This window comes from Methylobacterium sp. 13MFTsu3.1M2 (assembly GCF_900112625.1).
Classification (GTDB): domain Bacteria; phylum Pseudomonadota; class Alphaproteobacteria; order Rhizobiales; family Beijerinckiaceae; genus Methylobacterium.
Map to the genome: position 1 here is coordinate 117,015 of NZ_FOMM01000015.1, position 13,002 is coordinate 130,016.

11 protein-coding genes are annotated in these 13,002 nt (G+C 72.4%); 6 read left to right on the top strand and 5 right to left on the bottom strand.

The features are described from left to right. Positions 1–21: 21 nt before the first annotated feature. A complete protein-coding gene (locus tag BM314_RS16290) occupies positions 22–2,541 on the top strand; it encodes a putative bifunctional diguanylate cyclase/phosphodiesterase (protein WP_091978999.1) in 2,520 nt (839 codons plus the stop codon). 21 nt (positions 2,542–2,562) lie between these two features. On the opposite strand, the gene BM314_RS30635 is transcribed toward BM314_RS16290, so the two are convergent. Together BM314_RS30635 and BM314_RS16295 are read right to left on the bottom strand one after the other, a co-directional pair. Beyond that, positions 2,563–2,739, bottom strand: coding sequence for a hypothetical protein (locus BM314_RS30635; RefSeq protein ID WP_165923182.1), 177 nt, complete (start codon positions 2,737–2,739; stop codon positions 2,563–2,565). Positions 2,740–2,950: 211 nt separating this feature from the next. Beyond that, entirely contained in the window at positions 2,951–4,216 is a 1,266-nt protein-coding gene (locus tag BM314_RS16295) for a glycosyltransferase family 4 protein (RefSeq protein WP_091979001.1), read from the bottom strand. 124 nt (positions 4,217–4,340) lie between these two features. Here BM314_RS16295 and BM314_RS16300 point away from each other — a divergent pair, with 124 nt between their 5' ends. The 5 genes from BM314_RS16300 to BM314_RS16320 all read left to right on the top strand — a co-directional run bounded on the left by BM314_RS16300 (position 4,341) and on the right by BM314_RS16320 (position 11,157). Next, positions 4,341–5,612: a glycosyltransferase gene (locus BM314_RS16300; protein ID WP_091979003.1), complete on the top strand. Its 1,272-nt coding sequence runs from the start codon at positions 4,341–4,343 to the stop codon at positions 5,610–5,612. Positions 5,613–5,942: 330 nt separating this feature from the next. Continuing rightward, positions 5,943–6,299 carry a phasin gene (locus BM314_RS16305; RefSeq protein ID WP_026605054.1) on the top strand — a complete coding sequence of 119 codons (357 nt, stop codon included), beginning with the start codon at positions 5,943–5,945 and terminating at the stop codon, positions 6,297–6,299. A 409-nt stretch (positions 6,300–6,708) separates the two neighbouring features. Continuing rightward, positions 6,709–7,155: a hypothetical protein gene (locus BM314_RS16310; protein WP_244539957.1), complete on the top strand. Its 447-nt coding sequence runs from the start codon at positions 6,709–6,711 to the stop codon at positions 7,153–7,155. Between the two features lie 136 nt (positions 7,156–7,291). After that, positions 7,292–8,551 carry an N-acetylmuramoyl-L-alanine amidase gene (locus BM314_RS16315; protein ID WP_091979007.1) on the top strand — a complete coding sequence of 420 codons (1,260 nt, stop codon included), beginning with the start codon at positions 7,292–7,294 and terminating at the stop codon, positions 8,549–8,551. A gap of 170 nt (positions 8,552–8,721) precedes the next feature. Then, positions 8,722–11,157: a penicillin-binding protein 1A gene (locus BM314_RS16320; protein ID WP_091979009.1), complete on the top strand. Its 2,436-nt coding sequence runs from the start codon at positions 8,722–8,724 to the stop codon at positions 11,155–11,157. A gap of 431 nt (positions 11,158–11,588) precedes the next feature. Here BM314_RS16320 and purQ read toward each other — a convergent pair whose 3' ends face one another. From purQ to BM314_RS16335, 3 genes are all read right to left on the bottom strand, one after another. Beyond that, positions 11,589–12,269, bottom strand: a complete 681-nt coding sequence (gene purQ / locus BM314_RS16325) for a phosphoribosylformylglycinamidine synthase subunit PurQ (RefSeq protein ID WP_091681000.1) — start codon at positions 12,267–12,269, stop codon at positions 11,589–11,591. Continuing rightward, on the bottom strand, positions 12,269–12,508 hold the full coding sequence (purS, locus tag BM314_RS16330) for a phosphoribosylformylglycinamidine synthase subunit PurS (protein ID WP_020093986.1): 240 nt from the start codon (positions 12,506–12,508) through the stop codon (positions 12,269–12,271). Before purS ends, purQ begins: the two co-directional genes overlap by 1 nt. A 176-nt stretch (positions 12,509–12,684) precedes the next feature. Further along, positions 12,685–12,924 (bottom strand): hypothetical protein, encoded by a 240-nt coding sequence (locus BM314_RS16335; RefSeq protein WP_012321282.1) that lies wholly within the window; start codon positions 12,922–12,924, stop codon positions 12,685–12,687. Between the last annotated feature and the right edge of the window lie 78 nt (positions 12,925–13,002).

Below are 13,002 nucleotides of genomic sequence, written 5' to 3' on the forward strand. Positions count from 1 at the left end.
GTCCCTGCTTCCTGGCGCCCGGTGAACAACTGGGGCGGCTCGGTGAGCGCGCAGCACGACGACGGACAGACGGGCAAGAACCTCCTCCGGCACTGGCAGGATTGCCGGACGCCGGGGGCGCCGATCCCGTCCTACGAGGCCGTCGTGCTCGGGAGCCTCGGCCGCCTCGCCGACCGGGCCGCCCTGGTGACGACCCGCGACGGGCGGGCCGCCCGGATCCTCTGGGCGGGCCAGGTCTTCGGCGCCTGGCTCGCGCAGGGTGCCGAAGGCGCGGAGGGCTCGTTGTCCGGGATCGTCCCGGCCGAGATCATCCCGACGGAGACCCTCCCAGTCGACGCGCTCCCGATCGAGCTGCGCGAGCCCGTCGACGAGATGGTCGCGGCCGCCCTCACGTCCGGCCAGCCCGCCTACGCCCGGTGCGATCGCCTCGCCGTCGGGGTGGTGACGTCGACCCGCCTCGTCGGCGTGCCCCTGGGCAACCGCTGGGGCGAGCCGTTCGTGCTGGTCGGGTTCGACGGGGCGAGCGTCCGGACCGAGCTGGTCCAGGCGATGTTCACCGCCACCGACCAGGGCATCCTGGCCCTCAGCACGGTCCGGGACGCGGCCGGCCGGCCGGTCGATTTCAAGATCGTCGCCCTCAACCGCGGGGCCGAGCGCCTGCTGGAGCGCCCCGCTGCCGCCCTGCAGTGGCAGCGCGTGGGCCAGCTCTTCCCGGGGGCCGTCACCGCGCGGACGATCGCGACGCTCGCCGCCATGGTCGAGCGGGGCGGGCGCGCGGCCTTCGAGCTGAGCCGTCCCCGCTCCGACGGCGGCACGCTCTACCTCAAGGTCGAGGCGGGCTGCGTCGGCGATCTCGTCTCGGTCACGATGACGGATGTCGGCGACATCAAGGACCGAGAGGCCTCGTTCCGGCTCCTGTTCGAGAACAACCCGGTGCCGATGTGGGTCGTGGCCGACGCGCGCGACCGGTTCCTGGCGGTCAACGACGCGGCCATCGCCCATTACGGCTACAGCCGCGAGCAGTTCCTGGAGCGGGCGCCGGCCGATCTCGCCATGGCCGCCGACGCGGCGCCGGCACCCGGCCTGCCGCCCACCGGCACCCTCCACCGCCGCGCCGACGGCTCCGCGATCGAGGTGTCCCTGTTCCAGCGGGCGATGCCGTTCGAGGGGCGGCAGGCGGTGCTCGAGGCCGCCATCGACATGACCGAGCGGCGCCGGGCCGAGGCCCGCATCGCCCACATGGCCCACCACGACGCGCTCACCGGGCTGCCGAACCGCGTGCTGTTCCGGGACCGCCTCGCCGAGGCGATCGCCCGCCACGCCCGGGACGGCGAGGCGGCGGTGCTGCTCTGCCTCGACCTCGACAAGTTCAAGATCGTCAACGACACGCTGGGCCACCCGGTCGGCGACGCGCTGCTGCGCGAGGCGGCCGAGCGGATCGCCGGCTGCCTGCGCGAGGACGACCTCGTGGCCCGGCTCGGCGGCGACGAGTTCGCCATTCTGGTGCGCGGGCCGGACCTCCCGGCGCTGGCGGACGGGCTGGTCGCGCGGGTGATCGCCGAGCTCGGCCGCCCCTTCCGGCTGGACGGCCAGGATTGCCACATCGGCACCAGCATCGGCGTCGCCTGCCTGCCCCGGGACGGCACTGATCCCGAGACGCTGATGAAGAACGCCGACCTCGCCCTCTACCGGGCGAAGGCCGAGGGCGGCGGCACCTTCCGGTGCTTCGAACCGGAGATGGATGCCTGGGTGCAGGCGCGGCGGCGGCGCGAGAACGAGCTGCGCGAGGCTTTCGCCCGCGGCCAGTTCTCGCTGGTCTACCAGCCGCTGATGGATGCCCGCGCCGGTCGGATCCTCGCCTTCGAGGCGCTGCTGCGCTGGCACCACCCGGAGCACGGCCCGGTCTCGCCGGCCGAGTTCGTGCCGCTCGCCGAGGAGACCGGCCTGATCGTGCCGATCGGCGCCTGGGTGATGCAGACCGCCTTCGCCGAGGCGGCGACCTGGCCGGAGGCGATCCGGCTCGCCGTGAACCTCTCCCCGATCCAGTTCCGCAACCGCGACTTGGTCGAGACCGTGCGCGGGGCGCTCGCCGCCGCGGGGCTCGACCCGCGGCGCCTCGAGCTGGAGATCACCGAATCGGTCCTGCTCGCCGACAGCGCCGCCAACCTCGCGACGCTGCACGCGTTGCGGGCCATGGGCATCCGGATCGCGATGGACGATTTCGGCACCGGCTATTCCAGCCTCGGCTACCTGCGCAGCTTCCCGTTCGACAAGATCAAGCTCGACCGCTCCTTCGTGAGCCAGGTCGGCGAGAACACCCACTGCACGGCGATCGTGCGCGCGGTGGCGAGCCTGGGCACCAGCCTCGGCATCGCCACCACCGCCGAGGGCGTCGAGACCGCCGAGCAGCTCGCGATGCTCCGCGCCGAGGGCTACGACGAGGTGCAGGGCTTCCTGTTCAGCCGCGCGGTCCCGGGCCCCGAGGCCCGCCGCCTGATCGAGCGCGCGCGGGAGGCGGTCCCGGACGACCGGGCGGCCTGATCCGCCCGGCCCGCGCGGGACCTACTTGGTGACCTTCACCGAGACCGGGTCGCTCGACGGGAAGGTCTCCTCCAGGGCATCGTCCAGGCGCTCGTTCAGCTTCTCCTGCTTGTTGTCGGGGTTCTTGGCGTCGCCCGGCTTGGCGCTGCCCTGCTGGAAGCCCGGCTTGGTCTCGTTCGGCTTGTGGGTCTCGGCCATGTCGCTCGCTCGTCCGTGACGGAGGCACGCAAGGGTGCCGGTGGGCATCAACGCGAGGGAGGGCGGGTGTTTCCGATCTTTCGGGCCTGATCGGTGCGCCCCGTCATCGCGCGCGCAGCGGAGCGACGCAGAACCGCGCCGCGTGCCGAGGCGTCCCGCTGTCCTGGATTGCTTCGCTGCGCTCGTAAGGACGTGCGCAGCGGAATCATCCTCAGGCGGTCGCGAACGGCCGCCCGAGCGGGCCGCGGGCCGGCACGCGGGCCGCGGCCTCGCGCAGGACCGTCCCGTAGACGGCCTCGAGACGGTCGAGATGGGTGTCCAGGGTCAGGGGCGCGGCCCAGTAGCGCTCGTGCGCGGCCCGGCCCATCCGGGCGGCGAGGCCGTCGTCGGTCAGGCGGCGCAGGTGCGCGGCGAGATCGTCCGGGTCGCCCGAGCGGAACCAGAATCCGGTCTCGCCGTCGGCCACGGCCTCGCGGCCCGCGCAGGCGTCGCTCACGATCACCGGAGCGCCGCAGGCCAGCGCCTCGTAGACGGTGAGCGGCTGGCCCTCGTACCAGACGCTCGGGAAGACCAGCGCCCGGGCCCGCCGCATCAGCGCCTGCACGGCCGCGGCGTCGCGCCAGCCGAGCATCACCGCCTCGGGATAGCGCGCGGCGAGGTCGGCCCGTTCGGGGCCGTCGCCCACGAAGGCCGCCCGCACGCCCGCCCGGCGGGCCGCCTCGGCGAAGATCGGCGCGCCCTTCTCGGTGGAGATCCGCCCGACGAATAGGAAGTCGCCCGGCGGCCCGTCGTGGACCGGCGCCGGCCCCACCGCGATGGGGTTGTCGACCCGGTGGAAGGCGGTGCCGCGGGGCAGGAGCGGCCGCACGACGCTCTCCTGCAGGGCGCTGATCGTGATGACGTGGGCGAACAGCTCCGGCAGCCGGGCCACGTGGGCGAGGCCGGCATGGCGGACCATCCGGGCCACCTTGCGCGGGTAGCTGCGCGCGTCGCAGTTCGCCACGATGCAGGCGGGCGACATCGGGGTGCGGTGGCAGATCCGCTGCGCCGGGTAGGCGTAGAAGCCGCCGGTCGGGCAGACGAGGAAGAACTCGTGCATCGTGTAGAGGCAGGGCAGCCCCGAGGCCCGGAGCGCGGTGCCGATCGACGGCGACAGCGCCTTGGCGAAGGCGTGGACGTGGACCAGCGTGTCGCTGGGATCGCAGGCGGCGAGTTCCGCCGCCAGGGCGCGGCAGGCCGGCCTGTTCCAGATCGCCTGGGCCGCGAAGGCGAGCTTGCTGCGCGCCGTGGTGACGTCGTCCTGGTCCAGGCAGACCACCCGGACGCCGGCCGGCTCGAGCCGCGGGTCCACCGGGCCGACCGCGGCGAACAGGCTGACGCGGACCCCCCGGGCGGCGAGCCCCAGGGCGGATTCGATGGCGACCTTGGCCTGGCCGCCGTTGATCGCGGCGTGGTCTGCGACGAGGACGACGTGCACGTCAGGACTTCCGCCGCTGCGATCCGGGACCGACAGCTGTATCCGGCCGCGGTTGATCGCCCGTAAACCGGTCTGCCCCATCCTCCCGGCGCGCGAGAGCGATCGATCCCCGGGAGGGTTCACCGTGCACGTCGTGATCCTGGCCGAGTTCGCGGCCGCCAGCGGCGGCGCCGAGAAGGTCGCGCTCGAATCGGCCCGCGGGCTCGCCGAGGCCGGCCTCGCCGTCACCTACATCCAGGCGATCCCGGGTCCCGTCGACCCGCTCCTCGACCATGCCGGCATCCGCCGGATCGACCTCGGCCTGCCCGACATCTGGTCGCTCGGCGCCGCGCGGGCCGTGGCCGCCGGGATCTGGCACGCGGCCGCCGCCCGCCGGCTCGCCGCCGCCCTCACCGGCCTCGCGGCGCCGCCGGACTGCATCCACCTGCACCAGTGGACCCGGACCCTGTCGCCGGCGATCGTCCCGGTCCTGTCGGAGACCGGGGTGCCGCTGGTCGTCACGCTGCACGACTACGCCCTGGCCTGCCCGAACGGCGTCTATTACCGCTTCGACCGGGCCGAGCCCTGCGGGCTCGCGCCCCTGTCGGCCGCCTGCCTGGCGGCGCCCTGCGACCCGCGCAGCCGGGTGCACAAGGCCGTGCGGGTCGCCCGCGCCGCGGCGCTGCGTCAGGTCGTCGGCCGGGCCAGCCGACGCCGCCCGCTCCATGTCGTCCATGTCTGCGATGCCAGCCGCCAGCGGCTCGGCGCCCTCCTCGGCGGCTACGCCCTAGCGCATCACAGGATCGACAATCCCGTCCGGCTCCCGGACGGGCCGGCGGCCGAGCCCGCCCGCGGCGACGCGATCGCCTATGTGGGGCGCCTCACCCGCGAGAAGGGCGCCGACCTCGTGGCCGACGCCGCCCGCGCCGCGGGGCTCCCGGCCCTGTTCATCGGCGCCGGGCCCCTGGAGGCGGAGCTGCGCGCCCGGGACGGCGTCGAGGTGATCGGCTGGCAGCGGCCCGAGGCAGTCTGGGCGACGCTCCTGGCCCGCGCCCGGGCGCTCGCCGCGCCCTCCCGCTGGTACGAGACCGGGCCGCTCACGGTCTACGAGGCGCTGGCGGCCGGCATTCCGGTCGTGGCTTCCGACCGCTCCGGCGCCGCCGAGAAGGTCCGGCACGGCCGGACCGGCTTCGTGGTCGCGCCGGAGATCGCGCCCCTCGCCGAGGCGTTCGCGGCGCTCCGGGACGACGCCCTGGCGGCCGCCCTCGGGGCCGAAGCGCGCCGCCTCTTCCGGATGGCCCCGATGGGTCTGGCGGCGCACACGGCGGCGCTCCGCGCGCTCTACGCCGGCCTGGCCGAATCGGCGGCCGGTGCGATGCAGCATCCACCCGCGCTCGCCCTGGAGCAACGATCCTGAATCCTCCGGTGTGCTTGGTATACCAGAAGAATTCACGATCCGTTCGCGCCCCTCTGGACAGGGAGATAGTTTTTTGCCAATCGGTTTTCCGCCGGGATCAGCAATCTTAGCCGACTGAGTCAATGGTGTAGCTTGCTCGCAACCTGCTATCGGGCCGTGGCACCGTGTCGATGACTTCGTGACATCATCGGATCGGAACTTTATCGGGCCTCCGGATCCGTGAGTGCGCCCCGAACCTGCACTTGACTTCTTGTTGCAGTGCAACATATAGAGGGGCGTCAACGCGGACGCATGCGGCGTCCCGCTCCAAGGATGATGCTGGAGACATCGATGCAGACCCCGAACTTCGAGATCCCGACCGAGATGCGCGACTTCGCCGACAAGAGCGTCGACCAGGCCCGGACCGCCGTCGGCACCATGATGGCGAACGCCGTGAAGGCCGCCGAGCAGGTCCAGGCCTCGGGTCAGACCTTCCAGTCGACCCTCAGCGCCGCGGTCGCGAAGGGGTTCGATCACGCGCAGGCCAACGCCAACGCGACCTTCGACTTCGCCCAGAAGCTGGTGCGCACGAAGGATCTCCGCGAGGCGTTCGAGCTCCAGTCCGAGTTCGTCCGCAGCCAGTTCGCCGCGCTCCAGGCCCAGGCCAAGGATTACGGCACCCTGGCGCAGAACGCCGCCGCCCGCTGAGGCCGGCCGCCCCGATCCGCGATCGGGGCACGAAGACCGGGATCCGGCAGGGCCGTCCAGGCCCGCCGGATCCCCCGCTCTGACGCCCGGGGGTCACGGGCCCGGCGCCGACACCGCCGGCGAGCCGGCCGCGCACGACCTCCGGCCGCCGCTCCGTCGGGACGGGCCGACGCCGATAGGAGGAGATCGCGCGATGGGAAAGCCGCGTCGACCGAGGAGCCGTCCCGCCGAGACGCCCCAGCCGTTGCAGGACGCGTCGGCCCCCCCCGAGATCCAGGCCGCAGCCGCCCCGATCGCGGCGGATGAACCCGCTCAAGCGCCCGCAACAGCGCCCGCTCCGGCGCCTGACCAATCGCCTGACCACTCCGCCGAGGCCGTCCGGACCGGCGCCGAGACGGTGGACGCCGTCATGACCGCCGCGGCACCCGGTGGGGCGTCCGAAGCCGCGGCCGAGACCGCGCCCGACAGCGCGGTGGACGTCCCGTCCGACCAGGGGGCCACAGCCGCCGCGACGACGTCCGAAGCCGAGTTCGAAGCCGAATCCGGAGACGAGGCGGTGATCGACATCGCCCCCCCGCCGGTGCCGGGCGCGGGTCCGGGACTCGCCGCGGCCGCGAACCGAATCAGCTTCACCCCCGACCGCCTCGACGTCGTCGAGATCGGCTCGATCATCGCCCGCTACGTGCGCGGCGAGGGCGAGGCGGCCGTCGCGCACCTGCGGGCGCTCTCGGGTGCCCGCTCGCCGGCCGACGTCATCCGCCTGCAGGTCGGCGAGGTCCAGCGGGCCGCCGACGCGTCCCTGACCTGCTGGGTCACGGTGGTCGGGCAGGCGAGCCGGGTCGTCGCGTACCGCTGAGGCGCGGCGCCCGGGCGGCCGGGACTTGTCGCATCCCGGCCACAAGGCCGGCCCGATCGAACCCGCGGCGGCAACGATCCGTTAACCAAGCCGGTCCCATGCCTTAACGGAGGGCACGGGAGACGACACCGGACCGATGCCGAACTGCGCGCGCCTGATCCGTTCCGCATGGCTCCGTCTCGCCGTCGCGCTCCTGCCGGCGCTGACGGGGATGCCGGCTGCCGCGCAGAACGGCGAGAAGCCGGCCGTCGCCATCGGGGCCGACCTCGCGAGCCAGGCCGGCACGACGCGCCTGACCCTGACGCTGTCCCGGTCCGTGGAGGCCCGCGGCTTCGTGATGGAGCGGCCCGACCGGGCGGTGATCGACCTGCCCGAGGTCAACTTCCATCTCGATTCGGGGACCGGCAGCCGCCGCGACGGCCTCGTGCAGAGCTTCCGCTACGGCCTGTTCGCGCCCGGACGGTCGCGCATCGTGATCGACCTCACCGCGCCCGCCATCGTCGGGAAGATCGAGACCGCGACGCGGCCGCGCGACGGCGCGGTGCTGCTCACGATCCCGCTCCAGCGCGCCGACCGCGACGCCTTCCGCAAGGCCGCCGCCACCGCCGATCCCGCCCCCGCCCAGGCCCGCGCCGCGCCGCCGGAGCCCGCCGACCAGCGGCCGCTGATCATGGTCGATGCCGGCCACGGCGGCACCGATCCCGGCGCCATCGCGGTGGGCGGCGTGTTCGAGAAGGACATCGTGTTCGGCTTCGCCCAGGCGCTCGTGGCGAAGCTGGAGGCGGGCGGCCGCTACCGGGTCCGGATGACCCGCGACCGCGACGTGTTCGTGCCGCTGGCCGAGCGCGTGCGCCTCGCCCGCGACGCCAGGGCCGACCTGTTCGTGTCGATCCACGCGGACTCGATCTCGGCGGCCCCCCAGGTGAGCGGGGCCACGATCTACACCAATTCCGAGAAGGCCACGGACGCCGAATCCGCCAAGCTCGCCGAGCGCGAGAACCGGGCCGATGCCGCCGCGGGCGTCGACGCCGCCGAGGCGCCGCCGGACATCGCCGACATCCTGCAGGAGCTGACCCTGCGCGAGACCCGCGGCTTCTCGTCGGGCTTCGCCCGGACCCTGATGGGCCAGCTCGCCCCCGTGATGAAGATGAGCGCCAAGCCCCACCGGGAGGCGCGCTTCGTGGTGCTGCGCTCCCCCGACGTGCCGAGCGTGCTCGTGGAACTCGGCTACCTCTCCAGCAAGCGCGACCTGGAGATGCTGCAATCGCCGGAGTGGCGGGCCGACGTCACCGGCTCCATGGCCAGGGCGATCGACCAGTTCTTCACCAACCGCGCCACGCTCGGCCGGCCGGCCGCGACGCGCCGCGCGGCCGCCGTCGCCCCAGTTTCACCATAGATAGAGTGTCGATACGGGACGTCCGACGCCCCGTCGCACGGCCGCCGAAACCGGCATTCCGAGGGGGTCTCACGGGACCGTCCGGGGGCCGGCCGCGCAGCGCGCGGGGTGCACGCGCCGGATGAGCCGATTCCGGCATACGGCCGGGCCAGCGACGAGCGGAACACCGGATGCGTCTGATCCTTCGTTTCTTCGGGATCCTGTTCAGCGCCGCCGCGGTGCTGTTCGTGGTCGGCGCGGCGGTGGGCGGTTACTTCTACTGGAAGTACAGCCAGGACCTGCCCGACCACGCCGCGCTCTCCAATTACGAGCCGCCGGTGATGACCCGCGTCCACGCGGCGGACGGCTCGCTGCTCGCCGAGTACGCCCGCGAGCGCCGGCTGTACCTGCCGATCCAGGCGATGCCGAAGATCGTGGTGGCGGCCTTCCTGTCGGCCGAGGACAAGAACTTCTACAAGCACGGCGGCATCGACCCCGAGGGGATCGTGCGCGCCTTCCTGACCAACGCCAAGTCGGGCAAGCGGCAGGGCGCCTCGACCATCACCCAGCAGGTCGCCAAGAACTTCCTGCTCTCCTCCGAGCAGACCTACGACCGCAAGATCAAGGAGGCGCTGCTGGCGCTCCGGATCGAGGCGGCCTACTCGAAGGACAAGATCCTCGAGCTCTACCTCAACGAGATCTTCCTGGGCACGATCGTCCCGGGCCGCAACCTGCACGGCGTGGCGGCGGCGGCGCTCGACTATTTCGGCAAGTCGGTCCACGAGCTGACCATCAACGAGGCGGCCTACCTCGCCGCCCTGCCGAAGGGGCCGAACAACTACCACCCCTACCGCAAGACCCAGGCGGCGCTGGACCGCCGCAACGAGATCATCCGCCTGATGGCGGAGAACGGCTACATCACCAAGGAGGAGGCGGATTCCGCCAAGAAGATGCCGCTCGGCGTCAACCCGCGCGTCGCCTTCCCGAACGCCGCCAACGCCAACTACTTCACCGAGGAGGTCCGCCGCGAGATCTCCGAGCGCTACGGCGAGAAGAAGCTCTACGAGGGCGGCCTCTCGGTGCGCACGACCCTCGACCCGAAGATGCAGGCCTGGGCCCGCAAGGCGCTGGTCGACGGCCTCGTCCGCTACGACCAGGCCCATGGCTGGCGCGGTCCGGTCACCAAGGTCGACCTGACCGGGCGCGACTGGGGCATGGCGGCGGCCGAGGTTCCGGCGCTCGGCGACGTGGCGCCCTGGCGGCTCGCCGTGGTGCTGGGCAACGGCGGCGGCGGCGTGCAGATCGGCCTGCAGCCCAAGCGCGAGGCCTCCGGCCAGGTCGGCAAGGACCGCGAGACCGGCGTGATCACGCCCGAGGGCATGCGCTGGGCCGGCCGCGCCAATCTCCAGGCCGGCGACATGGTCTATGTCGAGGCGATGGACGGCGGCCGCGGTCAGTTCCGCCTGCGCCAGAAGCCCGAGGTCTCCGGCGCCATCGTGGCCATGGACCCGAACACGGGGCGCGTGCACGCGATGGTCGGCGGCTTCTCGTACGACGAATCCGAGTTCAACCGCGCCACGCAGGCGATGCGCCAGCCCGGCTCCTCGTTCAAGCCGATCGTCTACTCGGCGGCGCTGGACAACGGCTACACCCCCGCCTCGATCATCCAGGACACCCCGATCACCATCGAGGCCGGCCCCGGCCAGGAGGCCTGGACTCCCTCGAACTACGACGGCAAGTCGGGCGGTCCGCACACCCTGCGCTACGGCATCGAGCACTCGAAGAACCTGATGACGGTCCGGCTCGCCAAGGATGTCGGCATGCCGCTCATCGCCGAGTACGCCCGCCGCTTCGGCGTCTACGACGACATGCTGCCGGTGCTGCCCATGTCGCTCGGCGCGGGCGAGACCACGGTCATGCGCATGGTCACCGCCTACTCGATGCTGGCCAACGGCGGCCGGCGCATCCGGCCGACCCTGATCGACCGGATCCAGGACCGCATCGGCGAGACGATCTACCGGCACGACAACCGCAAGTGCATCGGCTGCGACGCCGAGAAGTGGTCGGGCCAGGACGAGCCGAAGCTGGTGGACGATTCCGAGCAGGTGCTCGACCCGCTGACCGCCTACCAAATGGTCTCGATCATGGAGGGCGTGGTCCAGCGCGGCACCGCCACGATCCTGAAGCAGATCGGCAAGCCGCTCGCCGGCAAGACCGGCACGACGAACGACGCCAAGGACGCGTGGTTCGTGGGCTTCTCGCCGGACCTGGCGGTCGGCATCTATATCGGCTTCGACAAGCCCCGCTCGCTCGGCGACCGCGCCACCGGCGGCGGCCTGGCGGCGCCGATCGCCCTGGAGTTCCTGAAGACGGCCCTCAAGGACAAGCCGCCGACGCCGTTCCGCGTGCCCCCGGGCATCAAGCTGATCCGCATCAACCTCGCGAGCGGCACCCGCGCCGGCTCGGGGGAGGGCGCCGGGACGATCCTGGAGGCGTTCAAGCCGGGCACCGCGCCGCCGGATTCCTACTCGGCACCGTCCTCCGGCGGCGGTGGCGGCCAGGCGGCCGCCCCGGCGGCGGTCGCGCCCGATCCCGACCGGGCCGCTCAGGCCGGCGGATTGTACTGAGGCGGCTCGCCCCGCCCAGCCTCTGTCAGCCGAGATCGCTCTCAGCCCAGGTCGGGTCCGCCCGGCCTGGGCTTTCGCGTTACGGATCCGGGGCGACGGTGCGACGGACGGGTCATCGCCGGGGCGAGAGGCCCGCGATCGCGACCGGCGCCGTCCGGGATCGCGCAGCTTTGCCCGAAGGGCCGGAAGGTGCGGCGGCCAAGTCCGCGCGGGCCGTTCTCGGGCGAGACCCGCCCCTCGGCACCGACCCGCGTCGCGCTCCGCAGGCGCACAGAAAAAAGCCGCCCCGGAGGGAGCGGCTCGAGGAGTCATCAGGGAGGCATCAAAACAGAGCGGACAAACATGTCCAACTCGACATCCAGATCACTGGATGCCTGTTTATGCCTCGAAAACCTTAATGCGGAGTTAAGGTGCGTTCTCGCCCGTCGATCTCAGGCCGCCAGACTGTCGAAAAGCCCGCGCCCGTCGGTCCCGCCGACCAGATCCTCGACGAAGTTCTCCGGGTGCGGCATCATCCCGAGGACGTTCCCGGTCTCCGACAGGACGCCCGCGATGGCGTTGAGGGAGCCGTTGCGGTTCGCCTCGACGGTGATCGCCCCGGTCGCGTCGCAGTAGCGGAAGGCGACCCGGCCCTCGCCCTCGATCCGCGCCAGCGTCTCGGGATCGGCGAAGTAGTTGCCTTCGCCGTGGGCGACGCAGACGTCGATCACCTGGCCCTGAGTGTAGGCGCTGGTGAAGCGGGTGTCGGTGCGCTCCACCCGGAGCGTCTGCCGGTGGCAGATGAAGCGCCGGTCGATGTTGCGCATCAGCACGCCGGGCAGCAGGCCCGATTCGCACAGGATCTGGAAGCCGTTGCAGATACCGAGCACGAGGCCGCCGCGGGCCGCGTGGGCCCGGACCGCGTCCATGGCCGCGGCCCGGCCGGCGATGGCGCCGCAGCGCAGGTAGTCGCCGTACGAGAAGCCGCCGGGCAGGACGGCGAGGTCGGTGCCGGCGGGGAGCGCGTGGTCCGCGTGCCAGACGAGGCTCACCTGCGCGCCGGAGCGCCGCAGGGCCCGGACGACGTCCGACTCGCGGTTGGAACCCGGGAAGACGACGACCGCGGCGTGCATCAGAGGATCTCGATCGCGTAGTTCTCGACGACGGTGTTGGCCAGGAGCTTCTCGCAGGCCGTGCGCAACGTCGCCTCGGCGGCGGCGCCGTCGGCCGCCGACACCTCGATGTCGAAGACCTTGCCCTGACGGACGCCGTCGACGCCCTCGATGCCGAGGGACCTGAGGGCGGCCTCGATCGCCTTACCCTGCGGGTCCAGCACACCGGTCTTCAGGGTGACGATGATACGGGCTTTCATGGATCTACGGGTCTCACGCGTGTCGGGACGGGTGTGTGACCTGCGACAACGTCACACAGACCGTCGCCGGTCGCTTCTAACAGGAAGGCCGGCGCACTGTCGAACACGCCGCACGCATAGGGATCATTCCGCTGCTGGATGCAACTTGAACGGAAAAGTCGCCCGTGCGCGCTCGTTCAGCGATGCGCCGCCGGAGCCGGGCCCCGCAGGGGCTCGATGCTGGTCGCCCGGCGCCAGAGCTGGAGCATGATCCAGGCCGCGAACAGGCTGAACAGCCCCATCAGGACGTGCCCGACCCGGTCGCCGAGATCGAAGATGCCCGCGATGGCCCAGCCCGCCGCGATGGCCACGGCGAACACCTCGGTGCCGACGAGGACCATCATGCTGATGATGGTGATGGCGTTGCGCCCGTTCACGAGATCCGCCCTCGAAAAGATTTCGGGTCCCGGACGAACCGTCCGGGACCCGCGCAGCTAGCCCACAGAGGCGGGGCG